33 protein-coding genes are annotated in these 24,982 nt (G+C 68.6%); 32 read left to right on the forward strand and 1 reads right to left on the reverse strand.

Translation table 11 applies throughout. The annotated features are described in order from the left end of the window. Positions 1 to 83 precede the first annotated feature (83 nt). From ACLM5J_RS01605 to ACLM5J_RS01620, 4 genes are all read left to right on the forward strand, one after another. Complete coding sequence (locus ACLM5J_RS01605) at positions 84 to 1,247, forward strand: flagellin (RefSeq protein ID WP_413654254.1); 1,164 nt, start codon at positions 84 to 86, stop codon at positions 1,245 to 1,247. A gap of 94 nt (positions 1,248 to 1,341) precedes the next feature. Next, the gene (fliD, locus tag ACLM5J_RS01610) at positions 1,342 to 2,664 is read left to right on the forward strand and encodes a flagellar filament capping protein FliD (RefSeq protein ID WP_413654255.1); all 1,323 of its coding nucleotides are present in this window, start codon (positions 1,342 to 1,344) and stop codon (positions 2,662 to 2,664) included. Between the two features lie 19 nt (positions 2,665 to 2,683). After that, complete coding sequence (gene fliS / locus ACLM5J_RS01615; protein WP_413654256.1) at positions 2,684 to 3,070, forward strand: flagellar export chaperone FliS; 387 nt, start codon at positions 2,684 to 2,686, stop codon at positions 3,068 to 3,070. Then, positions 3,067 to 3,399 carry a hypothetical protein gene (locus ACLM5J_RS01620; RefSeq protein WP_413654257.1) on the forward strand — a complete coding sequence of 111 codons (333 nt, stop codon included), beginning with the start codon at positions 3,067 to 3,069 and terminating at the stop codon, positions 3,397 to 3,399. Before fliS ends, ACLM5J_RS01620 begins: the two co-directional genes overlap by 4 nt. 26 nt (positions 3,400 to 3,425) lie before the next feature. Here the strand turns inward: ACLM5J_RS01620 and ACLM5J_RS01625 are convergent, their stop codons facing one another. Continuing rightward, complete coding sequence (locus ACLM5J_RS01625) at positions 3,426 to 4,457, reverse strand: protein-glutamate methylesterase/protein-glutamine glutaminase (RefSeq protein ID WP_413654258.1); 1,032 nt, start codon at positions 4,455 to 4,457, stop codon at positions 3,426 to 3,428. Positions 4,458 to 4,563: 106 nt separating this feature from the next. Here ACLM5J_RS01625 and ACLM5J_RS01630 point away from each other — a divergent pair, with 106 nt between their 5' ends. The 28 genes from ACLM5J_RS01630 (at position 4,564) to ACLM5J_RS01765 (ending at position 24,925) form a co-directional block, all read left to right on the forward strand. After that, entirely contained in the window at positions 4,564 to 5,424 is an 861-nt protein-coding gene (locus tag ACLM5J_RS01630) for a CheR family methyltransferase (RefSeq protein WP_413654259.1), read from the forward strand. A gap of 2 nt (positions 5,425 to 5,426) precedes the next feature. Beyond that, positions 5,427 to 5,810 carry a response regulator gene (locus ACLM5J_RS01635; protein ID WP_413654260.1) on the forward strand — a complete coding sequence of 128 codons (384 nt, stop codon included), beginning with the start codon at positions 5,427 to 5,429 and terminating at the stop codon, positions 5,808 to 5,810. Then, positions 5,807 to 6,310, forward strand: coding sequence for a chemotaxis protein CheX (locus ACLM5J_RS01640; RefSeq protein ID WP_413654261.1), 504 nt, complete (start codon positions 5,807 to 5,809; stop codon positions 6,308 to 6,310). The genes ACLM5J_RS01635 and ACLM5J_RS01640 overlap by 4 nt, the downstream gene beginning before the upstream one ends. Continuing rightward, complete coding sequence (locus ACLM5J_RS01645) at positions 6,307 to 6,675, forward strand: response regulator (RefSeq protein WP_413654262.1); 369 nt, start codon at positions 6,307 to 6,309, stop codon at positions 6,673 to 6,675. Before ACLM5J_RS01640 ends, ACLM5J_RS01645 begins: the two co-directional genes overlap by 4 nt. Continuing rightward, positions 6,672 to 7,148 carry a hypothetical protein gene (locus ACLM5J_RS01650; protein ID WP_413654263.1) on the forward strand — a complete coding sequence of 159 codons (477 nt, stop codon included), beginning with the start codon at positions 6,672 to 6,674 and terminating at the stop codon, positions 7,146 to 7,148. Before ACLM5J_RS01645 ends, ACLM5J_RS01650 begins: the two co-directional genes overlap by 4 nt. Positions 7,149 to 7,304: 156 nt before the next feature. Continuing rightward, positions 7,305 to 7,658, forward strand: coding sequence for a flagellar basal body rod protein FlgB (locus tag ACLM5J_RS01655; protein ID WP_413654264.1), 354 nt, complete (start codon positions 7,305 to 7,307; stop codon positions 7,656 to 7,658). Then, on the forward strand, positions 7,658 to 8,050 hold the full coding sequence (locus ACLM5J_RS01660; RefSeq protein WP_413654265.1) for a flagellar basal body rod protein FlgC: 393 nt from the start codon (positions 7,658 to 7,660) through the stop codon (positions 8,048 to 8,050). The genes ACLM5J_RS01655 and ACLM5J_RS01660 overlap by 1 nt, the downstream gene beginning before the upstream one ends. Beyond that, positions 8,050 to 8,358 carry a flagellar hook-basal body complex protein FliE gene (fliE, locus tag ACLM5J_RS01665; protein WP_413654266.1) on the forward strand — a complete coding sequence of 103 codons (309 nt, stop codon included), beginning with the start codon at positions 8,050 to 8,052 and terminating at the stop codon, positions 8,356 to 8,358. Before ACLM5J_RS01660 ends, fliE begins: the two co-directional genes overlap by 1 nt. Further along, the gene (fliF, locus tag ACLM5J_RS01670; protein WP_413654267.1) at positions 8,358 to 9,944 is read left to right on the forward strand and encodes a flagellar basal-body MS-ring/collar protein FliF; all 1,587 of its coding nucleotides are present in this window, start codon (positions 8,358 to 8,360) and stop codon (positions 9,942 to 9,944) included. Before fliE ends, fliF begins: the two co-directional genes overlap by 1 nt. Then, entirely contained in the window at positions 9,941 to 10,954 is a 1,014-nt protein-coding gene (fliG, locus tag ACLM5J_RS01675; protein WP_413654268.1) for a flagellar motor switch protein FliG, read from the forward strand. The genes fliF and fliG overlap by 4 nt, the downstream gene beginning before the upstream one ends. Continuing rightward, positions 10,938 to 11,627, forward strand: a complete 690-nt coding sequence (locus ACLM5J_RS01680) for a FliH/SctL family protein (RefSeq protein WP_413654269.1) — start codon at positions 10,938 to 10,940, stop codon at positions 11,625 to 11,627. The genes fliG and ACLM5J_RS01680 overlap by 17 nt, the downstream gene beginning before the upstream one ends. After that, complete coding sequence (locus ACLM5J_RS01685) at positions 11,624 to 12,937, forward strand: FliI/YscN family ATPase (protein ID WP_413654270.1); 1,314 nt, start codon at positions 11,624 to 11,626, stop codon at positions 12,935 to 12,937. The genes ACLM5J_RS01680 and ACLM5J_RS01685 overlap by 4 nt, the downstream gene beginning before the upstream one ends. Continuing rightward, a complete protein-coding gene (locus tag ACLM5J_RS01690) occupies positions 12,934 to 13,368 on the forward strand; it encodes a flagellar FliJ family protein (protein ID WP_413654271.1) in 435 nt (144 codons plus the stop codon). The genes ACLM5J_RS01685 and ACLM5J_RS01690 overlap by 4 nt, the downstream gene beginning before the upstream one ends. After that, positions 13,365 to 14,330 carry a transglycosylase SLT domain-containing protein gene (locus ACLM5J_RS01695; protein WP_413654272.1) on the forward strand — a complete coding sequence of 322 codons (966 nt, stop codon included), beginning with the start codon at positions 13,365 to 13,367 and terminating at the stop codon, positions 14,328 to 14,330. Before ACLM5J_RS01690 ends, ACLM5J_RS01695 begins: the two co-directional genes overlap by 4 nt. Next, on the forward strand, positions 14,327 to 15,490 hold the full coding sequence (locus ACLM5J_RS01700) for a flagellar hook-length control protein FliK (RefSeq protein WP_413654273.1): 1,164 nt from the start codon (positions 14,327 to 14,329) through the stop codon (positions 15,488 to 15,490). Before ACLM5J_RS01695 ends, ACLM5J_RS01700 begins: the two co-directional genes overlap by 4 nt. A 9-nt stretch (positions 15,491 to 15,499) precedes the next feature. Continuing rightward, positions 15,500 to 15,931, forward strand: a complete 432-nt coding sequence (locus ACLM5J_RS01705; RefSeq protein WP_413654274.1) for a flagellar hook capping FlgD N-terminal domain-containing protein — start codon at positions 15,500 to 15,502, stop codon at positions 15,929 to 15,931. 25 nt (positions 15,932 to 15,956) lie between these two features. After that, positions 15,957 to 16,811 (forward strand): flagellar hook-basal body complex protein, encoded by an 855-nt coding sequence (locus tag ACLM5J_RS01710; protein ID WP_413654275.1) that lies wholly within the window; start codon positions 15,957 to 15,959, stop codon positions 16,809 to 16,811. A 182-nt stretch (positions 16,812 to 16,993) separates the two neighbouring features. Continuing rightward, a complete protein-coding gene (locus tag ACLM5J_RS01715) occupies positions 16,994 to 17,266 on the forward strand; it encodes a flagellar FlbD family protein (RefSeq protein ID WP_413654276.1) in 273 nt (90 codons plus the stop codon). Next, entirely contained in the window at positions 17,266 to 18,033 is a 768-nt protein-coding gene (locus tag ACLM5J_RS01720) for a flagellar motor protein (protein WP_413654277.1), read from the forward strand. The genes ACLM5J_RS01715 and ACLM5J_RS01720 overlap by 1 nt, the downstream gene beginning before the upstream one ends. A gap of 1 nt (position 18,034) precedes the next feature. Continuing rightward, the gene (locus tag ACLM5J_RS01725; RefSeq protein WP_413654278.1) at positions 18,035 to 18,928 is read left to right on the forward strand and encodes a flagellar motor protein MotB; all 894 of its coding nucleotides are present in this window, start codon (positions 18,035 to 18,037) and stop codon (positions 18,926 to 18,928) included. Next, positions 18,928 to 19,368, forward strand: a complete 441-nt coding sequence (fliL, locus tag ACLM5J_RS01730; protein WP_413654279.1) for a flagellar basal body-associated protein FliL — start codon at positions 18,928 to 18,930, stop codon at positions 19,366 to 19,368. Before ACLM5J_RS01725 ends, fliL begins: the two co-directional genes overlap by 1 nt. A 158-nt stretch (positions 19,369 to 19,526) precedes the next feature. Continuing rightward, a complete protein-coding gene (locus ACLM5J_RS01735) occupies positions 19,527 to 20,468 on the forward strand; it encodes a flagellar motor switch protein FliM (RefSeq protein WP_413654280.1) in 942 nt (313 codons plus the stop codon). Then, the gene (gene fliN / locus ACLM5J_RS01740) at positions 20,465 to 21,295 is read left to right on the forward strand and encodes a flagellar motor switch protein FliN (protein WP_413654281.1); all 831 of its coding nucleotides are present in this window, start codon (positions 20,465 to 20,467) and stop codon (positions 21,293 to 21,295) included. The genes ACLM5J_RS01735 and fliN overlap by 4 nt, the downstream gene beginning before the upstream one ends. A gap of 5 nt (positions 21,296 to 21,300) precedes the next feature. Continuing rightward, positions 21,301 to 21,906, forward strand: a complete 606-nt coding sequence (locus tag ACLM5J_RS01745) for a flagellar biosynthetic protein FliO (RefSeq protein WP_413654282.1) — start codon at positions 21,301 to 21,303, stop codon at positions 21,904 to 21,906. Then, on the forward strand, positions 21,903 to 22,733 hold the full coding sequence (fliP, locus tag ACLM5J_RS01750; RefSeq protein WP_413654283.1) for a flagellar type III secretion system pore protein FliP: 831 nt from the start codon (positions 21,903 to 21,905) through the stop codon (positions 22,731 to 22,733). Before ACLM5J_RS01745 ends, fliP begins: the two co-directional genes overlap by 4 nt. Positions 22,734 to 22,737: 4 nt before the next feature. Beyond that, entirely contained in the window at positions 22,738 to 23,007 is a 270-nt protein-coding gene (gene fliQ, locus ACLM5J_RS01755) for a flagellar biosynthesis protein FliQ (RefSeq protein WP_413654284.1), read from the forward strand. Between the two features lie 2 nt (positions 23,008 to 23,009). Further along, positions 23,010 to 23,777: a flagellar biosynthetic protein FliR gene (locus ACLM5J_RS01760; RefSeq protein ID WP_413654285.1), complete on the forward strand. Its 768-nt coding sequence runs from the start codon at positions 23,010 to 23,012 to the stop codon at positions 23,775 to 23,777. Continuing rightward, positions 23,777 to 24,925 (forward strand): flagellar biosynthesis protein FlhB, encoded by a 1,149-nt coding sequence (locus ACLM5J_RS01765; protein ID WP_413654286.1) that lies wholly within the window; start codon positions 23,777 to 23,779, stop codon positions 24,923 to 24,925. The genes ACLM5J_RS01760 and ACLM5J_RS01765 overlap by 1 nt, the downstream gene beginning before the upstream one ends. The last annotated feature ends 57 nt before the right edge of the window (positions 24,926 to 24,982 follow it).

Genomic DNA, 24,982 nt, shown 5'->3' on the forward strand with positions numbered 1-24,982 from the left:
ATCGCCTCGGCTGCTGCCGATGCATCAAACACGAAGCCCAGGGACGGGTTTCAGTCATCTGACTCAGATCCAGGAGGGAAACCATGAGTCTCCGCATCAACCAGAACATCGACGCCTTCAACTCGTACCGCAACCTGTCGGTCACGCAGGGCCAGATGAGCAAGTCGCTCGAGAAGCTCTCCAGCGGCTTCCGGATCAACCGTGCCGCGGACGACGCTGCCGGTCTCGCGATCTCCGAGGGTCTGCGCTCGCAGGTTGGTGGCCTCAAGGTTGCCGCCCGCAACGCGCAGGACGGCATCTCCGTGGTGCAGACCACGGAAGGTGCGCTGACCGAGGTCCACTCGATCCTGCAGCGTCTGCGCGACCTGGCCGTCCAGGGCGCCAGCGACAGCAACAACGCTCAGGCTCGCGACAACATCACCACCGAGGCCGACAGCCTGGTCTCGGAGCTGGACCGGATCGGCAAGTCGACCAACTTCAACGGCACCAGCCTGCTTGACGGCTCCGCTGGCACCCTGAACTTCCAGGTCGGTGCCGACGGCGACGCCAACAGCCTCATCCAGGTCAACCTGGCCGGCGCCAACGTTGCCGGTGTGGCTACCGCCCTGAACACGGGCAGTGTCGCTGCTGGTACCTCGTTCGCCGTCGCCAACGTCGCCCTCGTGGGTGGCGCGATGTCGTTCTCCACCACCGCGGGTGGCGTCACCACCGACGTCGCCGTGACCCTGGGTGCGGCTGGCTCGTACACCAGCGTCGACAGCGTTGCCACCGCGCTCCGCTCCGATGCTTCGTTCAACGCCAACTTCAACGTCAGCGTCACCAAGGACGCGAACGGCGCCGGCAACGGCCTCGTGGTGACCGCGAAGAACGGTGGCGCAGTCGACGTCACCGCTCCGGGTGCTGGTCTCGCTGCTGGTGTGGCCCCCGGCCCCGCCGCAGTCGGTCTGGACTTCAGCAGCACCTCTGCTGCGCAGGCTTCGATCACCCTGATCGACCAGCAGATCCAGACCATCTCGACCGCTCGCGCCGAGCTGGGTGCTTACCAGAACCGCTTCGAGCACACCATCAACAACCTCAACGTGGCCGTCGAGAACCTGTCGGCCTCCGAGAGCCGGATCCGCGACACCGACATGGCTCAGGAAATGATGAGCTTCACGCGTGCGCAGATCCTCTCGCAGGCCGGTACCGCCATGCTCGCGCAGGCGAACTCCGCTCCGCAGGGCGTGCTGCAGCTGCTCCGCGGCTGATTCACCCCGTCCGGAGGGCGGCTCCGGGTACCTCCCGGAGCCGCCCTTTGTGCTTTCACCCTCGTCTTCATCGCGGATCGGAATGGAGTAGCAGATGCCGTCGTCGAGCATCAGTGGCCTGGTCAGTGGCTTGGACACCGCCACGATCATCAATCAGCTCATGCAGCTGGAGGCCGCCAGCCAGACCAAGCTGATCTCGCAGCTGAGCAGTGCGAAGACCTCGCTGAACAGCTTGCAGACCTTGAACAGCCAGGTCGCCGGCCTGGCGACCAAGGCTCTCGCCCTGGCCAACGGCAGCGCCTGGAGCCCGTTGAAGGCGACCAGCAGCGACGCCTCGGTGAGCACCACGATCGGCAAGGGCGCCGTGGCCGGAAACTGGAAGGTGAGCGTCGACGCCGTCGCCACCAACCACCGGATGAACTTCACCGACACCGCCGCGCTGACCGACATCGTGGTCAGCCCTGGCACCACCGTCACCCTGACCCGGGACGGCGTCAGCACCAGCATCGAAACCGGCGACGGCACCCTGGCCGGTCTGGTCAGCGCTCTCAACCAGACCGAGAACGGGCTGCGCGCCGCCACCCTCAAGCTCGACGACGGCAAGTTCGCACTCGTCGTCACCTCCACCGAGACCGGTGAGGACAGCCGCTTCACGCTCACCCAGAGCGACGGGTCGGCGCTGCTCGGCGGCGCCACCGTGACCGACGCGCAGGACGCCGCGATCACCATCGAGGGTCGCACCCTGCACTCATCGACGAACACCTTCACCGACGTGATGGCCGGCGTGTCGCTGACCGTCTCGCCAACGGCGGTCGGCAAGACCATCGATCTCTCGGTGACCAGCGACAACAACTCCGCGACGGCAGCGGTCAAGGCGCTGGTGGAGACTCTCAACAACGTGATCGGTCAGGCCCAGTCGCTGACCAGCTACAACACCGCCAACAAGAGCTCCGGCCTGCTGTCGGGTGACCCGGCGGTGCGTTCACTCGGCAGCTCGTTGCAGGGCGCCATCTACCCCACCGACCTGACCAGCCTGGCGAAGTTCGGTCTGCAGACCGACCGCTACGGCAAGATCACCTTCGACGAAGAGGCCTTCAACAAGGCGCTCAGCGCCGACCCGGCCGAGGTCGCTGCGGCGATCACCGGCCCGAACGGCTTCGCTTCCCGGGTCGAGAGCGTGGCGAAGGCGGCCAGCGACTCCGTCGACGGCACCCTCACCTCGGCCATCACCGGCCGCAACAGCTCGATCACCCGTCTCACCGACAGCATCGAGGCCTGGGACACCAGGCTCGCGCTCCGCCGGACCTCGTTGGAACGGCAGTACACCGCGTTGGAGACGGCGCTGTCACGGATGCAGAACCAGTCCAACTGGTTGGCCGGCCAGCTCAACTCGCTCAGCTCATCCTCCTCGAAGTGAGGGTTGAAGGGATTCGACGATGTTCAACGATGCGCGTAACACCTACCTCTCCTCATCGATCGGGACGGCAAGCCCCGAACGCCTGCTGGTGATGCTCTGCGACCGGATGGTGCTCGACATCGAACGCGCCCTGGCGATGCAGGAGGCGGCCGACTTCACCACGGCGCACCAGCACCTGGTCCACGCCCAGGACGTCGTCGCGGAACTGAACTCCAGCCTGCGGGTCGACCTGTGGGCCGGCGCGGCGGCGCTGCAGGCGCTCTACAACCACCTGCACACCCAGTTGGTGCAGGCAAACATCCATCGCGACCTGGAGGCGACCCAGCACTGTCTGGCGCTGGCCCGCGATCTGGCCACGACCTGGCGCGAGGCTGCGGCCAGCGCTGTTCAGGCGGCCGTGGGATGAGCGCGCAGCCCGTCACCGACTCCGACCTGTTGGCCGAGTGGGCCGCCGTCCTGGACCAGTTCGAGCGGGACCTGGTCGCTGTTGAGGCTGTCCTCGACGGCGAGATCGAGAGTCTCCCCGCGGAGAGCAACGCCGGATGGATGGTCCCCGTGGTCCGGGGCCCGATGCCCGAGGAGTTGCAGCCCCGAGCCCAACAGATCGCGGAGCGGCAGCACGCCACCCAGACCGCGATCGCCAACCGGATGCGCAGCGCCCGCGGGCAGCAGGCGGTGGTCCGCTTGCTCGACGGCGGCCCGCAACGCCCGGTCTACCTCGACGTGCAGGCCTGAGAGCTGACGTCCCGCTGAGCGCTCGCTCAGCCCTCAGCCAGACCACGCAGCCGCGCCGGCAACGCATCAAGTGCCACGACCTCGTGGGCGAGACCAGCACCGACGACGGCGCCCGGCATCCCCCAGACCACCGAGCTGGCCTGATCCTGCGCCACTACCGTCGCTCCCCGCGCGGAGAGCGCCTGGACGCCGACCAGGCCGTCCTGGCCCATCCCGGTCAGGATCACCGCGATCACGTTGCCACCGTAGACCTCCACCGCGGAGCGGAAGAGCACGTCCACGGCCGGGCGACAGAAGTTCTCCGGCGGCTCCGAGTTCAGACGGGCCTGCACCGAGGTGCCCGAACGCTCCAATGCCAGGTGCTGGTCGCCGGGTGCGAGCAGCACCTGGCCCGGGCGCATCACATCGCCCGTCGCAGCCTCCCGCACGGTGAGGCCGCTGAGCCCGTCGAGGCGAGCGGCCAGCATTCCGGTGAAGACCGGCGGCATGTGCTGGACCACCGCGATCGGCAGCGGGAAGTCGGCCGGCAACGGCGCGAGCAGATGCGCAAGGGCGTCCGGGCCACCCGTCGAGCAGCCGATCAGCAGCGCATCGGGTGCGTGCTTGGCGATCCGGCGCCGGACCACCGGAGCGGGCTGCGCACTCGCCACTCGGCGCGCGCCGACCAGGGCGACGATCTTCGGCGCCAACTCGTCGCGCACCGCCGCGATCGAGGCGGAGAGGCTGCCGGCACCCGACGGCTTCGCCAGGTAGTCCGAGGCGCCGCGGGCCAGTGCGTCCAGGGTCTGCCGGGCACCACGCTCGGTCAACGTGCTGAACATGATCACCGGCAGCCGGGGCCGCTCGGCGCGGATCTTCTCCAACGCCGTCAGGCCATCCATCTCCGGCATCTCGATGTCGAGCACCACGAGATCGGGGTCCAGCGCGAGGACCTGCTCGACGCCGTCGCGGCCATTGACCGCCGCACCCACCACGGTGATCGCCGGGTCGGCCTCCAGGGCGGTCGTCACCAACCGCCGGACGAGCGCGGAATCGTCAACGATGAGAACCCTGATCACCCGGAACCCATCGGCAGATCCAGCCCCGCACTGAGGAGAACCTGCAGGTGAGAAGGAAGACAGCGGGTTCCCTCAGGTCCGGGCACCGGCGTCCGATGGTGGCTACGTGCCCCTCTCCGCTGACAGCTTCCGCCGCGTCGCTGAACTCGCGCGCCGCGAGACCGCGATGGTGTACGAGCCCGGCAAGGAGTATCTCGTGGAGGCGCGCCTGCTGCCGCTGGCCCGTGCCGCCGGTTGCGCCGACGTCGACGCCTACCTGCCGCGGATCTTCAGCGACGCCGTCGAACGCCAGCGTGCCCTCGACGCGCTGACCATCAACGAGACCTCCTGGTTCCGGGACAACTCGCCCTACCAGGCCTTCACCGACGTCGTCCTGCCCGCACTGCTGGAAGCGCGGACGGCGACCCGCCAGATCAGCATCTGGTCCGCTGCCTGCTCCTCGGGCCAGGAGGCGTACAGCTTGGCGATGCTGCTGGACCAACACCTGCCCAGCGGCTGGACCGCTCGGATCACTGCCACCGACGTCTCCACGCAGATGGTCGAACGGGTTCGCAACGGCCGGTACAGCCAGGTCGAGATGAACCGCGGACTACCGGCCACCCAGTTGGTGAAGCACTTCACCCGGGTCGGTGCCGAGTGGGAGATCTCCAGCAAGCTCAGGGAGATGGTGCACCCGCGGCAGATGAACCTGGCGGCACCGTTCCCGCCGTTGCCACGCTTCGACCTGGTCCTGGTCCGCAACGTCCTCATCTACTTCGATGTCGAGACCAAGCGCGACATCCTGCGCCGGGTCCACGGCGTGACCGCCCCCGACGGCTACCTGATGCTCGGCTCCGCCGAGACCAGCCTCGAGATCGAGCAGTACTGGCAGCGCGAGACCGCCGGCCGGGTCCAACTGCTGCGACCCCAGTCCACCTCCCGGAGCACAGCTCCTCCGATCCCCGCTACCGCACTGACAGGAGCATGACCATGCGTGCGCTGGTAATTGACGATTCCCGCACGATGCGGAGCATCCTGAAACGGATCCTCGCCGAGGTCGGCTTCGAGGTGGTCGAGGCCGGCGACGGCCAGCAGGCATTGGAGATTCTCGAGCAGGGCCCCCTACCCGCGATCTGCCTGATCGACTGGAACATGCCGGTGATGGACGGCTACACCTTCGTCACCAGGGTCCGCGCCGTCTCCGAGTGGCGCAACATCACCCTGATGATGGTCACCACCGAGAGCTCACACTCCAACATCGTCAAGGCGTTGGCTGCCGGTGCCCACGAGTACGTGATCAAGCCGTTCACCGCCGACGCGATCATCGAGAAGCTCGAACTGCTCGGCCTGGTCCGGGACGGAGTACCCGCATGAGCATCGACGTCGCCGCTACCCTGCCTTCGGCCGAGGACCTGCACGCCCTCCTGGACCAGGTCTGGGAGTCGTTCGTCGACACCCAGCCGCTGCTCCCGGCAGCACCGGCCAACGCCCCCGCCTGGTCCACCTCGGTCTCGGTCGACGGCGCCTGGCGCGGCACGATCGCCCTGTATCTCAGCGATGTCGGCGCCCGCGCGATCGCCAACGCGATGCTGGCCAACGCCCGGCCCGGTGCGATCGAGACAGCACCGGAGCCGCCGACCGAGGAGGACCTCCTCGACGCGATCGGCGAGCTCGCCAACATCCTGGGCGGCAATCTGAAGAGCCTGATGCCCGAGCCCAGCCAGCTCTCCTTGCCCGTCGTCGTACGGCAGCCCGCACTGCCCGCCGACCACGGGCCCGAACTCAGCTGCCGGCTCGATCTGAGCTGGCAGGGCGAGACCATCACCGCGCACGTCCAACTCACCGATCTCCCCGAGGAGCAGCACCCAGCATGAAGATCCTGATCGCCGACGACAGCAGAGTGATGCGCCAGATCGTGGTCCGCACCCTGCGCCAGGCCGGGTTCGGTGGCCACGAGATCGTGGAGGCGGAGAACGGCCAGGTCGCCTTCGAGCTCGCGGCCAAGGAGAACCCCGACCTCATCCTGTCGGACTGGAACATGCCGGAGATGAACGGCATCGACCTGCTGATCAACCTGCGCGGCTCCGGCTCCCAGATCCCGTTCGGGTTCGTCACCTCCGAAGGCTCCGAGGAGATGCGTCAGCGCGCCGCCGCGGCCGGGGCGTCGTTCCTGATCGCGAAGCCGTTCAACGCAGACACCTTCGTCGCCGCCTTCACCGCCGTCGGGTTGGCCTCGTGAAGCACCTGCCCGCCCCCAAGGAGATCAAGGACCTCTTCGGCGACCTGCTGGGCAAGGACGTCGAGTTCTCCGCCGCTCCCCCGCTGGCCCCCGGGCCGGCCACCCCGGCCACCGTCGCCGTCTACGTCGACGACGCTCTGGAGATCAGCGCCCTGATCGCCTGCGACCTGCCGCTCTCCTGCTACGCCGGGGCTGCGCTGGGCCTGGTTCCGCCCGGCGCCGCCAGCGATGCGGTCAACGACGGTCGGCTGACCGAGACGCTGAGCGAGAACCTCTACGAGGTGCTCAACGTCGCGGCCTCGCTCTTCAACGCTCCCGGCGCCACCCACCTCCGGCTCTACGAGGTGTACCCGGCCGGCGGCCATCTGGACGTGAACATCCAGGCCCGGACGCTGACCCTGGGCCAGCGCGAGGACGCCCGCCTGGAGATCGCCGGATACGGCTCGGGACAGATCTCGATCGTGCTGGTCTAGTCCATCTCTGTGCGGGGCCAGGCGCAAATCTGGCTCTGCACAAGGGGATTCTCCGAAATCCTCAAGTGCCTCACCGCACTGCCGAATGAGAACACCGAGCAATGGATGGCTCGACACCGCCGACGGATTGGCAGCCCCGCGAAAGGTCGCGCCGTCATGTCGCTCTCAGTGTCAGACGCGGTAGGCAGCTTGCTGCATGCCGCCGCCACCGGTATCTCGGTTCGGCAGAACGTCATCGCTGACAACATCGCCAACGTCGACACCCCGAACTACATCGCCACCAGCGTCGACTTCGAGTCGTCGCTGCGCAGTGCGCTCGCCGACGGCAGCTTCGAGGGGCTCGACATCTCGTCCACCGCGACCAACACGCCGGTCGGCGCCAACGGCAACAACGTCGACCTCCGCAAGGAGGTCCTGGCCGCGGTGCAGTCCCAGTACCAGTACCAGGTGGTCACCCGTGCGGTGACCGACCACCACAACCTGATCAAGCTCGCTGCGGGCGGCATGTGATGGGCGCCTTCGACACCTTGCGGATCGCCGGCTCCAGCCTCGGCGTCCACCAGACCTGGCTCGACACCTTGGCGCACAACATCGCCAACGTGAACACCGCTCGCCCCACCGACCAGGACGCCTTCCAGGCCCAGATGCTGATCACCAGTTCGTCGGCCGGCGGCGGCGTCGAGGTGACCGGCCTGGCCAAGAGCGACCCCGAAGGGCGGATGGTGCACAACCCGTCCCACCCGTTGGCCGATGAGAACGGCTACGTCCGGATGCCGGAGATCGACATGTCCAGCCAGATGAGCCAGCTGATCATGGCGCAGCGCGGCTACCAGGCTTCGGTCCAGGTCACCAAGAACGCGCAGGAGAACTACGCCAGCGCCCTGCAGATCGGTCGCGGCTGATGAGCGTCTCCGGGATCGAGGCGCTCGGGTTCACGCCGTACGTTCCCCCGGTCGCCAGCCCGACGCCGACCGACGCGGTCCAGGGTTCGAGTGGCTTCGCCGACCTGGTCATCGACGGCCTGGACCGGCTCGAAGCCGTGCAGAACAAGGCCGATGGGCTCGCCATCCAGGCTGCCAGCGGCGACCTGGAGAACATCCACGACTACACGATCGCCGCCAGTGAGGCAGCCGTCACCACGCAACTCACCGTCGCCCTGCGCAACAAGGCGGTCGAGGCGTTCACCGAGATCATGCGGATGCCGATCTGATGCGCCAGGGACTGACCAGCTTCGGGGCCCGGATGCGGGACACCTTCACCGAGTTCACCCTCGGGCAGAAGGTCGTCGCGGTGCTGGGCACCCTCGGCCTGCTGCTGGCCGGCTTCATGGTCTTCCGGTGGGCCTCCACGCCGGACTACTCCCCGCTGTACAGCAACCTCAACGCCACTGACGCCTCGTCCGTGGTCGAGGAGTTGGACAAGCAGGGCGTCAAGTACCAGCTCGCCGACAACGGCGGCACGGTGATGGTGCCCAAGGACCAGGTCTACGCGACCCGGATCTCCTTGAGTGGCCAGGGCATCCCGACCGGCGGCGACACCGGCTACAACATCTTGGACGGTCAGGATCTGACCACCTCCAAGTTCGGCGAGCAGACCGCGTTCAAGCGGGCGATGGAGGGCGAGCTCGCCAAGACCATCGCCGCGATGGATCCTGTCTCCGACGCGGTGGTCCACCTCGCACTGCCGGAGAAGGAGGTCTTCGCCGACGAGCAGGCCCCGCCGACCGCCTCCGTGCTGCTGCGCACCGGTCCCGGGGAGACCCTCAGCTCCGACCAGGTCCAGGCGATCGTCCACCTGGTCGCCTCCAGCATCGACAACCTCAAGCCCGAGAACGTCACCATCTCCGACGCCTCCGGCAAGCTGCTGACCACCAACGATGACGCCTCGGGCGCGGCGAACTCGCGGGCCGAGCAGCGCGAACTCTTCACCGCGAAGATGCGGAACAAGATCCAGGCCACCCTGGACCGTGTCCTGGGACCGAACAACGCCACCGTCGAGGTCACCGCCGAGCTCGACTTCGACGAGGCCCAGTCCGAGACCCGCACCTTCACCCCGGCCGAGAACACGCCGCCGCTGTCGGAGACCAACAGCACCGAGACCTACACCGGCCCCGGTGACCGTAACGGCACCACGGGTGTCGTCGGCCCCGACGGCCAGATGGACGACTTCGGCGCCGCGCCCGGTGCCGACTCGGCCTACAGCAAGGAGTCCACCACCCGCGACAACCCGGTCAACAGCACCGTGGAGAAGCGGGTCACCGCCCCCGGCGGGGTGAAGTCGGTGAACGTCGGTGTGATGCTCGACGCCCGCGCCGCAGGTGCGCTCGACACCAATGAACTCGCCCGCAACATCTCCGCCATGGCCGGCCTCAACCGCGACCGCGGCGACCGGCTCCGGGTCTCCACGATGCCGTTCGACCGCAGCGCCGAGGACGCGATGAACGCCGAGCTGAAGGCCGCCGAGGACGCCGCCGCGGCCGACAAGCGCAACGAGCTGATCCGTGACGTGGGCCTGGTCGTCTTCGTCGCCCTGCTGGTCCTCTTCGCCTGGTGGCAGCAGCGCCGTCGGGCCCGGGCCCGCGCCGAGGCCACCTCGTACCTGGTCGAACAGCTCCGCGAGGACGCCGCGGCCCGTGCCAACGTGCCGGCCGTCGAGGCGAACACCGCCCTGCTCGCCCTCGAAGGCACCGAGCAGAACGAAGCTGAGCGTCTGCACACCGAGCTCGTCGACCTCGTCGAACGGCAACCCGAAGAGGTCGCCGCCCTTCTCCGCGGATGGCTGGTGGCCCCCAAGTGAGCACCCTGACCACCACCAGCGGTGTCCGCAAGGCCGCCATCCTGCTGATCCAGCTGGGCAAGGACCACGCCGCCCAGGTGATGTCCCACATGAACGAGGCCGACGTCGAACGCGTCTCGGCCGAGGTCGCCCGCCTGGAGTCGATCAGCGCCTCCGAGAGCGAGTCGGTGCTCAACGAGTTCCACGCGATGGCGACCGCCCGGGCACACATCGCCCAAGGCGGGCTGACCTTCGCCCAGCAGTTGCTGGAGCAGTCGCTCGGCCCCGAGCGCGCCGCCGAGATCATGGAGCGGCTGAACGCGGCCGCCGTCCAACTGCCGTTCCAGTTCCTGCACCGCGCCGACCCGGCCCAGCTGCGCTCCTTCATCGTCGGCGAGCACCCGCAGGTGATCGCCCTCGTGCTGGCGCACATGACGCCGGACAAGGCGTCGCTGCTGCTCTCCGGCCTGCCCTCCGACCTGCAGGCGCGGGTCGCGCACAGGATCGCGGTGATGGACCGCACCTCTCCCGAGATCGTCCGGATGGTGGAGAGCACCCTGGAGCGCAAGTTCTCCTCGATGCTCCAGCCTGCCGAGCTCTCCCGGGTCGGCGGCGTCGATCCGCTGGTCAACATCATCAACCGCTCCGACCGCTCCACCGAACGCCAGATCGTCGAGGGTCTGGAGGCCTTCGACTCAGCCCTGGCCGACGAGGTCAAGAGCCGGATGTTCATGTTCGAGGACATCGTCATGCTCGACGACCGCTCGGTGCAGCAGGTGCTGCGCCAGGTGGAGACCGCGGAGCTCGCCCTGGCGCTCAAGGGTGTCGGCGATCTGGTCCGCACCAAGATCACCAAGAACCTTTCCGAGCGTGCCGCCGAGAACCTGCTCGAAGAGGTCGACCTGCTCGGCGCGGTCCGCCTGACCCAGGTGGAAGAGGCCCAGCAGTCGATCATCCGCACCATCCGCCAGTTGGAGGAGCAGGGCCAGATCCTGGTCCGGCGAGGGAACGACGATGAGTTCGTCGACTGAGGCGGTCGTGCTGCGGGCGGACTCCTCGGCAACCGTCGAGACAGTGCCGACCCCGGATCTGCGAGCCGGAAGCTGGACCCGTTACGGCGCCAGCGCAGCACTCGGTGACGAGGTCACCGAGCACACCCTGGCCGCGTTGACCAACGCCGCCCAGGCCGCGGCCCAGGCCCAGGGCTACAGCGTCGGTTGGGCCGACGGTCGCCGACGCGCTGCCGAGGAGGCCGCTGCGGAGAGCGCCGTGACGGCCGAGCGCAACCGTGCCGCCGAGGCCCGACGCGGCGCCCAGCATGCGGCCGCCCTGGCCACCCTGGCCCAGGCCGCCGACGAGCTGCGTGCTCAGATCGCACGCAGCTGTGAGCAGATCGAGACCCAGGCCACCGAGCTGGCTGTGGCGCTGACCCGGACCCTGCTGGACCGTGAACTCCAGGCCGCGCCGGCCGTCGACGCCGTCCGCCGGGCGCTGGCCGTGATGCCCGAGGACCCGACCGCCGAGGTACGCCTCTCCCCCACGCTGGTCGCCGAGCCGGTCGTCGCCGATCTTGCCGCCCGTGGGGTGCGGATCGTTGCCGATGCGAACCTTCAGCCCGGAGACGCGTTGGTGGAGACCGACACCCAGGTCCTCGACCTGCGGATCTCGGCAGCGATGGCTCGGATCGAGGCGATCCTGCGATGAGCCGCCTCACCGCCGAGATGATCGAGCGCGCACAGGCCGCGGCGGAGCCCCGGTTCCTCGGCAGGGTCACCGAGGTCGTCGGCCTCCGCCTCGCCGTCACCGGATTGAGCGCCGCCGTCGGTGACCTGCTTGAGATCCAGGGCAGCGAGCTGGTGCTGGCCGAGGTCGTCGCCACCCACTCGGACCACGTGGTCTGCCTGCCCCTGGGCACCACCGATGGGCTCGTGGTCGGCGTCGGGGTCCGGCACACCGGCGGCCCGTTGCAGATCCCGGTCGGAGCCGAGCTTCTCGGCCGGGTTCTAGACGGCGTCGGGCGGCCCGTCGACGGCGGCCCCGACCTGACCCGGCTGCCGCGCGTCCCGGTCGCCAACACCCCGCCGCCGGCGCTGCAACGCCCGCGGATCACCCAGCAGCTCGGCCTCGGCGTACGGGCCCTGGACACGCTGGTTCCGGCCGGACGCGGACAGCGCCTCGGAATCATGGCCGGCTCGGGTGTCGGCAAATCCAGCCTGCTCTCCCAGATCGCTCGCGGGAGCGAGGCGGAGGTCTCGGTGATCTGTCTCGTCGGCGAGCGTGGCCGCGAGGTCAACGAGTTCATCGAGGGTGACCTCGGCGCCGAGGGTCTGGCCCGGTCGGTGGTCGTCGTTGCGACCTCTGATGCACCACCCGTGGAGCGGCTGCGCGCAGCCTTCGTGGCGACCCGGATCGCCGAGTGGTTCCGCGACGCCGGACGCCATGTGGTGTTGATGATGGACAGCCTGACCCGAGTCGCGATGGCCCAGCGCGAGATCGGCCTCTCCGCCGGCGAACCCCCGGCCACCCGCGGCTACCCGCCGAGCGCCTTCGCACTCCTCCCCCAGCTTCTGGAGCGGGCCGGAACCAGCCCGCAGGGAAGCATCACCGGGCTCTACACCGTGCTGGTCGAGGGTGACGATCTCCAAGACCCCGTTGGCGATACCGCCCGTTCCATCCTGGACGGACACGTCGTGCTGAGCCGCCGGCTGGCGACCTCGGGCCACTTCCCCGCGATCGACGTCCTCGAGTCGATCTCCCGAGTCACCTCCGCCGTCACCACGCCTGCTCAGCGGGCCGACGCAGTCGCGCTGCGCCGGATGCTCGCGGCCCACCGCGACGTCCGCGAACTGGTCGAGATCGGTGCCTACGTCAGCGGTGCGGACCGCGACGCCGACCGCGCTCTGGCACGGCTCCCCCAGATCGAGGCGTTCCTCTGCCAGCCGATCGAGCAGGCCGCCGCGTTGGATCAGGCCTGGGGTCAGTTGGCCCTCCTGGTCGGGGATGAGGCGGCATGAGTCGCAAGGCGATGCAGGCAGTCGCGCGGGTCCGCGAGGTCCGGGAGCGGGACAGTCGCCTCGGCATGGGCACCGCGCTCGCCGAGCACCGTGCCTGCCAGGATGCCGCCGCCCAGGCCCAAGAGGTCCTGGCGAACAGTGCGGCGCCCGAGGTCACCTCGGCGCTCGACTTCGTCTATCAACGCGCCGTCCTCTCCGCCTGGTGCCACACCCTGAGCGAGCGCAACCAGGCCACCGAGTCCGCCCGGGTGGTGGCGGAGACGGCCCGTGCGCACTGGCGTAGCGACCACACCCGGCTGGCCGCGGTGGAGTCGCTGATCGAGCGCCGGGACACCGAACACCAAGCAGAGCTCGCCCACCGCGAGGCCCGCGAACTCGACGACGTCGCCGCACAGCTCTGGCAGTTCCGGCAGACGGGAGAGACCCGATGAGCGTCACCGAGGTCACCGACCGGATCAGCCACATCCAGTTGCAGTTCAAGCAATTGAGCGCGCTGGACGCCAGGTTCAATCCAACCTCCGCCAGCCGGTTCAGCACCGAACTGGAGACGGCGAGCACCGCCCTGAGCAGGTCCGACGGCAGCCCCAGCGGGGCCGATGTGGTCGCCGAGGCGAAGAAGTACCTGGGCCTGCCCTACGTCTGGGGTGGCACCGACCCGACCAAGGGGCTCGACTGCTCGGGTCTGGTGCAGTTGGTCTACAAGAACCTGGGTTACGACCTGCCTCGGGTCTCCAACCAGCAGGCCACCGCCGGGCGACCCGTCGCCAGCATGGCCGAGGCCCAGCCCGGCGACCTGATCGCGTGGGACAACTCCAGCCGCAACAAGGGTGTCGACCACATTGCGATCTACATCGGCGACGGCAAGATGATCGAGGCGCCGCGGACCGGCCTCGATGTGCGGATCGTCGACGTCCCCAGCACCCCGGACGTGATCCGCCGGATCCTGCCCGACCAGGGCGCCACGGGAGTCGGCTCGGTGGCCCGGACCGCCGGCACCGACCAGGTCCCCTTCGGCACCCCGTACGCCCACCTCTTCAACACTGCGGGCGCCAAGTACGGAGTCAGCCCCGAACTGCTCTCCGCGATCGCCCGTCAGGAGTCCGGTTACGACCCACGAGCGGTGAGCCCGGCCGGCGCCCAAGGACTGATGCAGTTGATGCCGGCCACCGCCCGCGGCCTCGGGGTCACCGACTCCTTCAACGCCAACCAGGCCGTCGACGGCGCGGCACGGCTGATGTCGGATCTGCTGGATCGCTTCGGTCGGACCGACCTCGCGCTCGCCGCCTACAACGCCGGACCGGGCGCCGTCCTGCGTCACGACGGCATCCCGCCCTACCGAGAGACGCAGCGCTACGTGGCCGCGATCATGGCCGACCTACGAGGTGAACGATGACAGTGCAGCAAATCAGGGCCGGCGGCTTCGGCCCGCTCGCCACCGGCGAGTCGACGGGCGACGGCACCGACCCGGCAGCAGCTGGCGGGTTCGGGGCGCTGCTCGCCGCACTGGTCACCCCGGAGGCTGCTCAGGTTCCGGCGGTTCCCGTCCTGCCTGGCGAAGCGACCGGCGACGGAACGGCAGCGGAGGCGGAGGCGGAGGCCGACGACGAGGGTGCAGCGGTCCTGGCTGCGGCCTTGCAGGCGTCGGCCCTGGGCTCACTTGCGATCCCGGCTGCGGCTCCCGCTGCCGGGCTGGCGATCACCGCTGTGGCCGAGAACCTGCCTGCCACCCTGAACGATGCCGCTCCCGGCGACGGCGCCACCGTTCCCGGCGATGCGGCGCTGTTGCTGGCCGACGACACCAGCACGGTGACGACGCCGCCCACAACCGACGCCGAGCAGGCGACCGGGCAGCCCGCCCCCGCCCCACTCGCCGAACCGAACCCGGCCGAATCGGCGCGCACCCCGGAGCCCGAGGCTGCTCCGCTGTCCGCCCCAGCCGCTTCGAGCGGCGCGACCTTAGCAGCCGGCGACCCGGCGGCAGCGGCCGACAACGTCGTTCAGACGCCGAACACGGCTGCTCCGACAGCACCGGTCGCGTCGATCACCGTGCCCGGATCGTCAAGCCCGCTTGGCGTCTCGGTGCCGACCCCACTGAGCAGTCCCGGTACCCAGGTCGCCCAGCCGGTGGTCGCCGCCGCAGTGCAGCACCTGGCCACCGGCCAGGGCACCAGCCGGATGACCCTCACCCTGCAGCCCGAGGCACTCGGCGAGGTGCGGGTCCACCTGAGCGTGCGCGACGGCGTCGTCCAGGTGCGGCTCAGCGCTGTGGACGCCGCCGCTCAGGCACTGGCGATGGATGCACCCGAACTGCGCCGGATGCTCGAGTCGATCGGCGCCACCGACACCCGGGTCCTGGTCAACGACAGCAACTCCGGCCAGAGCCACCTGGACCAGCGTGGCACCGAGGCGAACTCCGGATTCGCGGAGCCGGAGGGCCGCGGACAGCACGCCGACCTGACGGGACCGGCACCGGGTGCAGCCCCGTCTCCCGAACCCCAGAACACCCCGACTTCAACCCCAACCCGGAGCTCCGGGCTGGATCTTCAGATGTGAGGAGGAGCAATGTCGATCTCAGCAACCGAGGCTGTCAACAGCGGCATGCTGACCCCGTTGGCCACCGCTGCCAACGCCAACAAGGACCAGCAGATGTTCATGGAACTGATGGTGGCCCAGCTCCGCTATCAGGATCCGCTCAACCCGGCCGACTCCGGTGAGTTCCTGGCCCAGACGGCCCAGTTCAACGCGCTGGAGCAGATGACCAAGGTGGCCCAGCAGACCGCGACCATGGTCGCCTCCCAACTCGCTTTCGGGGCCGCCGGGATGGTCGGCCGCGAGGTCTCCTACCTGACCGAGGACGGCAGCACGAAGTCCGGCCGGGTCAGCGGAGTCACCTTCAGCTCCGAAGGCCCCATCCTCGAGGTCGACGGCGCTTCGGTGCCGCTGGCCCGGATCTCCACCATCCACGAATCCGCAGCAACCGACGCCCAGGCCTGAGCGCCGCACACCAGGAGGTAGCACCATGCTTCGTTCACTCTTCGCCGGGATCAGCGGTCTGCGTACCAACCAGACCATGCTCGACGTGACCGGCAACAACATCGCCAACGCGAACACGATCGGCTTCAAGTCCAGCGGCACCGTCTTCTCCGACACCCTGAGCCAGATGCTCACCGGTGCGTCGGCGGCGAACGCCAACAACGGTGGCACCAACCCGATCCAGGTCGGCCTCGGCGTGCAGCTCGCCGCCACCCGGACCAACTTCCTGCAGGGCTCGGCGCAGCCGACCGGAAGCCCCACCGACCTGATGATCCAGGGCGACGGCTTCTTCGTGATCCGCGACGGCGCCGAGACGCTCTACACCCGCGCCGGTGCGTTCAACTTCGACGAGACCGGCACCCTGGTGACGCCGTCCGGCAACCGGGTGCAGGGATACGCCCTGGACGCGGCCGGCAACCGGACCGGCGGCCTGATCAACGTCACCATGGACACCGCCGGTGTGCTGCCCGCCGTTCCGCCCGGCGTCGAGCTGACCTCGTACAGCATCGGTGCCGACGGCATCCTGCGCGGCGTCTTCTCCGACGACATCCAGCGCAACATGGCTCAGTTGGCGATCGCCGACTTCAACAACCCGCTCGGTCTGGAGAAGGTCGGCAACACCGCGTTCCGCGCCTCCGCCAACTCCGGCACCGCCGAGCTGGGCGTCGCCGGCGAAGGCACCCGCGGCGACCTGATGGCCGGCGCCCTGGAGATGTCCAACGTCGACCTCGCCGCCGAGTTCACCAACCTGATCCTCGCCCAGCGTGGTTTCCAGGCCAGCTCCCGGGTGATCACCACCTCCGACCAGGTCCTCGAAGAACTGGTCAACATCAAGCGCTGACCTCCCGATAGTCCCTGACGTTCGGCCCCTGAAATCCCCGATTTCAGGGGCCGATCGTTCGGCAGCGTGGTCGTGATGGCAAGAGCGCGCGACTTCACCCTCAGGTCCGCGGTCGCCTTGCCGATAGGTGACCCGTGGGCCACGGATGGCCGACGAACCAGCACAAGGACGGTGCGCAAACCATGATCACGCTTACCCGACTCTCCGGATCGCAGTTCGTACTGAACTCCGACCTGATCGAGCGCGTCGACGCGACACCGGACACGGTGATCACGTTGGTGGACGGCAAGAAGTACGTGGTCGCGGAGCGTCCCTCCACGATCGTCAACCTGGTCCGCGAGCACCGCGGCTGGGTGGTCGCCATGAGCAACATGCTGCAGGAGGAAGCGCCTGCAGAGGAGCCGCACCTGGCCCCGGTGTCATCGCTTCCCGTTGAGCACAACCAGGAGGCGTGATGGATCCGGCAACCTTGATCGGGCTCGGCTTTGCCTTCGCTGTCATCCTGCTCGCGAACTTCCTCGAAGGCGGAAGCCCCAGCCATCTGTTGCTGCTGCCGCCGATGCTCCTGGTCTTCGGCGGCACCCTCGGTGTCACCATGGCCGGTGGCACCATCGCCGATACCAAGAACGCCATCAAGGCACTGAAGAAGGCGTTCACCGGCAAGGCCGAGTCGGGTGCCGACATCGTGCCCACCATCGTCGACCTCGCCGACGTCGCCCGCAAGGAGGGCCTGCTCGCTCTCGAGGATCGCCTCCGCGCCATCGACGACCCGTTCCTGGTCAAGGGCGTCACCATGGCCGTGGACGGCACCGATCCCGAAGAGCTCCGCGACATCCTCGAAGCCGAGGTGCACGCGAAGAAGCTGCAGGCCAAGCAGACCGCCAAGTTCTACACCGACGCCGGCGGCTACGGCCCCACCATCGGCATCGTCGGCACGGTGATGAGCCTGGTCCACGTGCTCGGCAACCTCTCCAAGCCCGACGAACTCGGCCACATGATCGCTGCCGCCTTCCTCGCCACGCTGTGGGGCGTCCTGTCGGCGAACGCCATCTGGCTGCCGATCGCGGCCCGGCTCAAGCGACTCAGCGAGCTGGAGACCGCCCGGATGGAGATGGTGATCGAGGGCGTCGCCGCGATCCAGGCCGGTTCCAACCCGCGGGTGGTCGCCCAGAAGCTCAAGTCGTTGCTCCCCAGCGACGAGCAGGACGCCGAGGCGGCCTGAGATGCGTCGACCCAAGCGCGAGATCGAGGAGGAGCACGAGAACCACGAACGGTGGTTGATCTCCTATGCGGACATGATCACCGTTCTGATGGCGCTCTTCATCGTGCTCTTCGCGATGAGCCAGGTGGACGACACGAAGTACCAGGAGTTGCGCGACTCGCTGCGTACCGGCTTCGGCCAGAGCGGCGCGATGATGCACGAGAAGTCGTCGGTGCTCGACGCCTCGGGCAGCGTCACCCTCAACGACGTCGTCCCCCAGGACGAGTTGGAGGCGATGACCCCCGAGGAGATCCAGCTCGTCGACCGTGCTCTCCAACGCAGCAAGCAACTGGAGCAGCAACAGGCCGCCGCCCAGGTGGCTCGCGAGGTCAACCGGCTGGAGGAGGTGCTCAAGCGGCTCACCAAGGCTCTCCGCGCCCGTGGCCTCGCCGACGACGTCCGCGCCAGCATCGACGACCGCGGCCTGGTGGTCAGCCTGGTCTCGCAGCACGTCGTCTTCCACGCCAACCTGGCCACTCTCACCGACCGTGGACGCCGGGTGCTCAACACCCTGAGTCCGGTGCTGCGCGACCTTCCCGACGCACTCCAGATCGACGGCCACACCAACCAGGTGCCGGTCCGGCCGAAGTACTACCAGACCGATTGGGACCTCTCCGCAGCTCGCGCCATCACCGTGCTGCGCCACCTCAACGAGGCCGGCAAGATCCCGAACAGCCGGCTCTCCGCAACCGCCTACGGCATGGAGCGTCCGCTGCTCCCGCCGAAGCGTGCGGGTTCCCAGCGCATCAACAAGCGCGTCGACATCGTGGTGCTGTCGTCGCTCCCGCCAGAGTCCCGTGAACTGCTCGCCAAGTACGGCTTCGACGCAACGGGCATCCCCACGAAGGAGTCCTGATGACGATGACAGCGATGCCGACCGGGCGCGGAGAGGCCGAGGCGGCTCCCCCGCCGAAGTCGCGGCGCACGTTGGTGATCGCGCTGATCGTCGCCCTCGTCGCCGTGGCGGCCGGCGGTTGGTGGTTCATGCTGCGGCCCAGCGGCCCGCAGGAGCCGAAGCCGGGCGAGGTGCTCCAACTCGAGCCGATCCAGATCAACCTGGCCGACGGCCACTACCTGCGCCTCGGCCTCGCCCTGCAGCTCTCGGAGAAAGCTGAGGAGGTGGACGGGAGCATCGCTCTGGACCAGGCGATCGACCTGTACAGCGGCCAGAAGTTCGCCGACATCACCAGTCCGCCGAAGCGCCGTCAGCTCAAGGAGAAGCTCTCCACCATGGTGCGCAAGGCCTACCACGACGAGGTTCTCGAGGTGTACTACATCGATTTCGTCGCCCAATGAGCCGCCACGGCGGTAGCCCGTTCGGGCCATCGCCGACACGCAGCTAGGCCATCAGCGAGGGACCTGGTCCAGGACCTCGATCACCCGTACGGGCGGAACTCAGCGGTTTCGCTCAGATGTCCGCATGCCCAGCCGATGCACCGATCGTGAATCGCGCGATGACCGCCCCAACCGCGCCGGTGAGCGCAGGCCGAGCTCGGCGGCGCAACCGGGCCGCCACGGTGGTGCCCTATGACTTCCGGCGACCCATCCAGCTCTCGCGCGAGCACTCGCGCATCCTGCAGATGGGGCTGGACGGTTTCGCGCGCCAGGCGACCACCCTCTTCACCTCGTCGTTGCGCAAGGTCTGTCAGGTCACCCTTCAGGGCATCGACCAGCACGCCTACTCCGAGTACGTCGAGTCGCTCGGGGCGACCACGTACATGACGAAGTTCGCCGCCGACCCGATCCCCGGTACCGGCGTCATCGAGTTCCCGGTGCAGGCGGCGATGTCGTGCGTCGACCACATGCTCGGCGGTCCCGGCGGCGATGAGCAGCCCGAGCGGCCGTTGACCGAGATCGAGTCCGGCATCATCAACGGACTGTTGGAGCGCCTGCTCGGCGAACTCCGTTACGCGCTGGCCGGAATCGTGGCCCTGGAGCCGGTGGTGATCGGCCAGGAGTACAGCCCCCAGTTCGCACAGATCGCCGCCGGGTCGGACGTGATGGTGGTCGCCACCTTCACCTTGACCATCAACGACCGCCCGCACCGGATGACGCTCTGTCTTCCGTTCGGCGGCATGCTGCCGCACCTCGCGACGGCGGCCGCACCGACGCCGGTCTCCGAACGGGAACGCGCCCAGCGGGCCCAGGCGGCCCAGCTTCTGCGGGCCCAGTTCGACAAGGTCCCGCTCCCCGTCACGGTCCGGCTCCGGACCACCACCGTCGACCCGGCCGCGCTCTCCGAACTGCGCCCCGGGGACGTCGTCCGACTCAGCCACCCGGCCGCCGCGCCGTTGGATGTCTCGGTCGCCGACACCGTCTTCGCCCATGCCACCGCTGGTGCCCGCGGGCCCCGCCTGGCAGCCCTGATCGTGGCCACTCCTGAGGAGAATGCATGAACCCCACCGACCTTGCCACCGCCGCCGCGACGGCTGTCGCCGGAATCCTGCCCGCTGCCGCCCCCTTGACGGTGGCACCGCCGCAGCCCGGCACCGAGCACGTCGCCTCCGCGTTCGCGGGAGCGGTGATCGCCGAGGTCAGCGGCAGCCGGACCGGAGCTATCGCGCTGCTGGTCGGGGCCGACCTGGTCAACGCGTTGGCCGCCAGCCCCCTGGGCGGCCTCGACCTGGCTGCCGCGACCCAGCCGGCGCTGGACGCCGCCGCGGCGTCGCTCGGTCTCTCCGCCGGCCGCGCGATGCAGGCCGAGCCCGCACTCGTCGTCGCCGACCTCGGCGGCAACTTCCTCACCGTGCCGTTGATCGGGACCGGGATCGATGCCGCTGTCCTCCTTCCCGACGCGCTGCTCGCGGAGTCCGCACCGCTGCCGTCCGCGCCGTTCGTCGCCGACCCGACCGCTGCCCAGAGCAACGCCGCAACCGGCCTCCCGTCGGCACCGGCTGCCGCTGCTCCGACCGCCTTCGGCGGAGCCGTCGCCGGTGCACCGGCCCCCGGTGCTGTGGCGACGGCGACCGCGCCGGCACGCGGCATCGAGATGCTGCACGGCGTCGACATGGAGGTGACGGTCGAACTCGGTCGTACCCGGATGACGGTGCGCGACCTGCTCGCCCTCTCCCCGGGTGCTGTGCTGGAGCTCGACCGCGCTGCCGGCAGCCCTGCCGACCTGCTGGTCAACGGACGCCTGATCGCCCGTGGCGAGGTAGTCGTCGTCGACGAGGACTTCGGCCTGCGGATCACCGAGGTACTGGCCGAGGCGACGGCCGGGTAACTGCGATGCTCGAGCTCACCATCCGGTTGATCGCCTCGCTGGCGGTCGTGGTCGGCCTGCTGCTGCTGACGGCGAAGTTCTTCGGCCGCCAGTTCCAGAGCCGCCACGGTGCCACCATCCAGGTGCTCCACCGCCAAGCGCTGTCGCGCAGCTCAGCCGTCTCGGTGGTCGCGGTCGGCCCTCGGGTACTGGTCCTGGGCAGCACCGATCAGCAGATCAACGTGCTGGCTGAGCTCGACCCGGACGAGTTGGACCTGGAACTCCGCGACGCCGCGGTGACGCCGCTCCGTCCGCTCGCGGACTCCTCGACGACCGCCCCGGCGCCCTCGGAGGAGGCCGGCGACTTCGCGGCCTCCTTGGCCGCAGCGGCGACCCCGAGCTCGGTCGAGCCCGCAGCGTCCGCCTCCGCCGAGACCGAGATCGGCAGCAGCCCTGCTGCCGATCTGCTGACCAGCAGAGCGATCCGCCAGGTCGGTGGGCAGCGACGCGCGCCGCGGTTCCCCCGACGCGGTCCGATCGGCGAGGCCAAGCAGGGCCCGTTGGCCGGTTCCATCCTTTCGCCGCAGACCTGGCGCCAAGCCTTCGCCGCCGCGAGTCGGCGGGCCTCGTGAGGTTTCGCAGTCGGGCCGTCGCACTCGCCGTGGCGGTGCTGGCCGGTCTCTTCGTGGTGCTGCTGGGCGCCGGTACCGCCCAGGCCGACGTCGCCCAGGCGGCGTCCAGCACCCTGGCCCTGGACCCGGTCGGCCCGGGCGGGCCGGAGGGTCCCAGCAACAACTCCTCGATCACCGTGGATCTGGAGGGGTTGACCGACAAGCCGACCACCTCGGTGACGGTGCTTCTCACCCTCACCCTGCTCTCGCTGGCCCCGGCGATCCTGTTGACCTGCACCAGTTTCACCAAGATCCTGGTGGTCCTGAGCCTGACCCGCAACGCGCTCGGTCTCCAGCAGACGCCGCCGAACCAGGTCCTGACCGGCCTCGCGCTCTTCCTCAGTCTCTTCATCATGAGCCCGGTCCTGGCTTCGATGAACGACCAAGGCATCCAGCCCTACCTGGACGGCCAGAAGACCAGCGCCGAGGCCTGGGACGACGGCATCGCACCGTTGCAGGAGTTCATGCTCAAGCACACCGGCGACGAGGAGATCGAGCTCCTGCTCAACGTGGCCGGCCGGGAGACGCCCGAGACCCGGGCCGATGTCGGGATGTCCACCCTGGTCCCGGCGTTCGTACTGAGCGAACTCAAGCAGGCCTTCATCATCGGCTTCATCATCTTCATACCCTTCCTGGTGATCGACATCGTGGTCAGCGGGGCGTTGATGGCGCTCGGCATGATGATGATGCCGCCGGTGATGGTGTCGTTGCCCTTCAAGCTCCTGCTCTTCGTCCTCGTCAACGGTTGGGCGCTGATCATCGAGTCCATAGTGGCGAGTTACGGATAGCGCCATGACCGATACCCAAGTCATCGAGATCGCCCTGCAGACCATGCTGGTGGCGCTGAAGTTGAGCGCCCCGATCCTGGCCACCTCCTTGGTGATCGGCTTCGTGATCTCGCTCTTCCAGTCGATGACCCAGATCCAGGAGTTCACGCTCGCCTTCGTGCCCAAGCTGATCGGCGTCGGTCTGGCGCTGCTGCTCTGCGGCAACTGGATGCTGCACACCCTGATCAACTTCACCCAGCAGCTGTTCGAGAAGCTACCTTCCCTACTGGTCTGACGATGACGATCACTCTCGCAGGCGACGCACTGATCGGGTACCTGATGGCCTCGGTCCGGATCGTCGCGTGGCTGGCGATCGTGCCGCCCTTCGCCAGCAGGTCGATCCCCGCCACCGCGAAGGTGATGGTGGCGCTGGCGCTGGCCTTCGCAGTCGGTCCCAGTGTGGCCCCGACCGGGATGGCCACCGGTGCTCCGCAGCTGATCCTGACTACGTTGACCCAGGTGATCATCGGGTTGGCGATGGGCTTCGTCACCTACCTGCTCTTCAGCGCGATCGCCGCGGCCGGCGCGATGATCGATGTGTTCGGCGGCTTCGCTCTGGCCCAGGGCTTCGACCCGCTGTCGATGAACATGAACACGGTCTTCGGCAAGTTCCACCAGATGCTGGCCACCGTGCTGCTCTTCGTCACCGGCGGCCATCTGCTGGTCCTCGGTGGCCTGGTGAAGACGTTCACCTTCCTTCCGGTCGGCGAGATGCCGAAGATCAACGGTTTCGAGGGCGTTGTGATCACCGCGTTCGGGATGTTCTTCACGATCGCCGTCCAGATCGCCCTGCCGCTGATCGCGGTCCTCTTCGTCACCGACCTCGGACTGGCCCTGCTCACCAAGGTCGCCCCGCAGCTCAACGCGATCAACGTGATGTTCCCGGTGAAGATCGGGCTGACCCTGCTGTTGCTCGGACTCAGCCTTCCGGTGCTCCCCGAGGCGATGGTCCGGTTGGTCGACCTCGCCAATGAGGCGATGTCCACGATGGTGGGAGCAAGCTAGTGGCGGAGGGCGGTGAGAAGACCGAGAAACCTACCGAGCGCAAACGCAAGGAGTCGCGCAAGGAGGGGCAGGTACCGCGGACCCAGGAGCTGGGCGGCTGGGGCTCCTTGATGCTGGTCGTGCTGCTGCTGCCGATGCTGATCGAGCGGGAGTTCGACGCCCTGATCGGACTCTTCACCCAGACCACCCGTTCGGTGGCACATCCCAGCGCAGCAAGCGCCTTGCAACTGTTGGGCGAGGGCCTGATGCACGTGCTGATCGTGCTCGTCGTCCTCGGCTCGGGCGTGATGGTGATCGGCGTGGCCAGCGCCTTGGCCCAGGGCGGCTTCTACTGGGCGACCAAGGCGGTGAAGCCGAGCTTCTCCAAACTCAACCCGATCAAGGGAGCCAAGCGGGTCTTCGGTCCCCAAGCCCTCTGGGAGGGCGCCAAGATGATGATCAAGAGCTCGATCGTCGCCTTCCTGGTCTGGCTGTCGGTGAAACAGTTGATGCCGTTGATCGGTGGGCTGGTGCCGATCTCCGCGATGCTGCACATCGTCGGCGACAAGTCCCTTTCGCTGATCCGCAACGTGGCGATCGCCGGTCTGGTGATGGCAGGGGCCGACTACCTGATGGCCCGACGCCGAATCGGCAAGCAGACCCGGATGTCGAAGGAGGAGGTCAAGCAGGAGCACAAGCAGCAGGAAGGAGACCCGCTGCTCAAGGGTGCGATCCGGTCGCGCCAACTCGCCGTCTCCCGCAACCGGATGCTGGCCGACGTCACCACCGCCGACGTGGTGATGGTGAACCCGACCCACGTCGCCGTCGCGCTGCGCTACGACCCGGACCGCGGCGCCCCGAAGGTCGTCGCCCGCGGCGCCGGGGTGATCGCCACCAGGATCAGGGAACGCGCCGAAGAGGCTCGGATCCCGCTGGTCCGCGACATCCCGCTGGCCCGCGCACTGCACCGCTCCACCCAGGTAGGGCAGGAGATTCCCCCCGAGCTCTTCGCCGCCGTCGCCCAGGTGCTGGCCTTCGTGATCAACCGGCGCACGCGCGGCCAACTGGGCGGCGAACACCGCAGCCCGCGCAAGGACAGCGAGCTTCCGGCGGTGCCGGTCGCGGGTCGTCGCAGAAAGCCCTCAGTTACGGCCGCCGACGGCCGATGATCCAAGCGACGCCAGGACGGCGTTGCCCCGACGCCATGGACGGCGCCCTGCAGCAAC

The organism is Nocardioides sp. Bht2 (assembly GCF_047308515.1).
Lineage (GTDB): Bacteria > Actinomycetota > Actinomycetes > Propionibacteriales > Nocardioidaceae > Nocardioides.

What these genes read in the sequence shown, in the direction of transcription:
- ACLM5J_RS01605 (WP_413654254.1), top strand. Translation starts at nt 84, where the DNA reads ATGAGTCTCCGCATCAACCAGAACATCGACGCCTTCAACTCGTACCGC.
- fliD (WP_413654255.1), top strand. Translation starts at nt 1,342, where the DNA reads ATGCCGTCGTCGAGCATCAGTGGCCTGGTCAGTGGCTTGGACACCGCC.
- fliS (WP_413654256.1), top strand. Translation starts at nt 2,684, where the DNA reads ATGTTCAACGATGCGCGTAACACCTACCTCTCCTCATCGATCGGGACG.
- ACLM5J_RS01620 (WP_413654257.1), top strand. Translation starts at nt 3,067, where the DNA reads ATGAGCGCGCAGCCCGTCACCGACTCCGACCTGTTGGCCGAGTGGGCC.
- ACLM5J_RS01635 (WP_413654260.1), top strand. Translation starts at nt 5,427, where the DNA reads ATGCGTGCGCTGGTAATTGACGATTCCCGCACGATGCGGAGCATCCTG.
- ACLM5J_RS01640 (WP_413654261.1), top strand. Translation starts at nt 5,807, where the DNA reads ATGAGCATCGACGTCGCCGCTACCCTGCCTTCGGCCGAGGACCTGCAC.
- ACLM5J_RS01645 (WP_413654262.1), top strand. Translation starts at nt 6,307, where the DNA reads ATGAAGATCCTGATCGCCGACGACAGCAGAGTGATGCGCCAGATCGTG.
- ACLM5J_RS01655 (WP_413654264.1), top strand. Translation starts at nt 7,305, where the DNA reads ATGTCGCTCTCAGTGTCAGACGCGGTAGGCAGCTTGCTGCATGCCGCC.
- ACLM5J_RS01660 (WP_413654265.1), top strand. Translation starts at nt 7,658, where the DNA reads ATGGGCGCCTTCGACACCTTGCGGATCGCCGGCTCCAGCCTCGGCGTC.
- fliE (WP_413654266.1), top strand. Translation starts at nt 8,050, where the DNA reads ATGAGCGTCTCCGGGATCGAGGCGCTCGGGTTCACGCCGTACGTTCCC.
- fliF (WP_413654267.1), top strand. Translation starts at nt 8,358, where the DNA reads ATGCGCCAGGGACTGACCAGCTTCGGGGCCCGGATGCGGGACACCTTC.
- ACLM5J_RS01680 (WP_413654269.1), top strand. Translation starts at nt 10,938, where the DNA reads ATGAGTTCGTCGACTGAGGCGGTCGTGCTGCGGGCGGACTCCTCGGCA.
- ACLM5J_RS01685 (WP_413654270.1), top strand. Translation starts at nt 11,624, where the DNA reads ATGAGCCGCCTCACCGCCGAGATGATCGAGCGCGCACAGGCCGCGGCG.
- ACLM5J_RS01690 (WP_413654271.1), top strand. Translation starts at nt 12,934, where the DNA reads ATGAGTCGCAAGGCGATGCAGGCAGTCGCGCGGGTCCGCGAGGTCCGG.
- ACLM5J_RS01695 (WP_413654272.1), top strand. Translation starts at nt 13,365, where the DNA reads ATGAGCGTCACCGAGGTCACCGACCGGATCAGCCACATCCAGTTGCAG.
- ACLM5J_RS01700 (WP_413654273.1), top strand. Translation starts at nt 14,327, where the DNA reads ATGACAGTGCAGCAAATCAGGGCCGGCGGCTTCGGCCCGCTCGCCACC.
- ACLM5J_RS01705 (WP_413654274.1), top strand. Translation starts at nt 15,500, where the DNA reads ATGTCGATCTCAGCAACCGAGGCTGTCAACAGCGGCATGCTGACCCCG.
- ACLM5J_RS01710 (WP_413654275.1), top strand. Translation starts at nt 15,957, where the DNA reads ATGCTTCGTTCACTCTTCGCCGGGATCAGCGGTCTGCGTACCAACCAG.
- ACLM5J_RS01715 (WP_413654276.1), top strand. Translation starts at nt 16,994, where the DNA reads ATGATCACGCTTACCCGACTCTCCGGATCGCAGTTCGTACTGAACTCC.
- ACLM5J_RS01720 (WP_413654277.1), top strand. Translation starts at nt 17,266, where the DNA reads ATGGATCCGGCAACCTTGATCGGGCTCGGCTTTGCCTTCGCTGTCATC.
- ACLM5J_RS01725 (WP_413654278.1), top strand. Translation starts at nt 18,035, where the DNA reads ATGCGTCGACCCAAGCGCGAGATCGAGGAGGAGCACGAGAACCACGAA.
- fliL (WP_413654279.1), top strand. Translation starts at nt 18,928, where the DNA reads ATGACGATGACAGCGATGCCGACCGGGCGCGGAGAGGCCGAGGCGGCT.
- ACLM5J_RS01735 (WP_413654280.1), top strand. Translation starts at nt 19,527, where the DNA reads ATGACCGCCCCAACCGCGCCGGTGAGCGCAGGCCGAGCTCGGCGGCGC.
- fliN (WP_413654281.1), top strand. Translation starts at nt 20,465, where the DNA reads ATGAACCCCACCGACCTTGCCACCGCCGCCGCGACGGCTGTCGCCGGA.
- ACLM5J_RS01745 (WP_413654282.1), top strand. Translation starts at nt 21,301, where the DNA reads ATGCTCGAGCTCACCATCCGGTTGATCGCCTCGCTGGCGGTCGTGGTC.
- fliQ (WP_413654284.1), top strand. Translation starts at nt 22,738, where the DNA reads ATGACCGATACCCAAGTCATCGAGATCGCCCTGCAGACCATGCTGGTG.
- ACLM5J_RS01760 (WP_413654285.1), top strand. Translation starts at nt 23,010, where the DNA reads ATGACGATCACTCTCGCAGGCGACGCACTGATCGGGTACCTGATGGCC.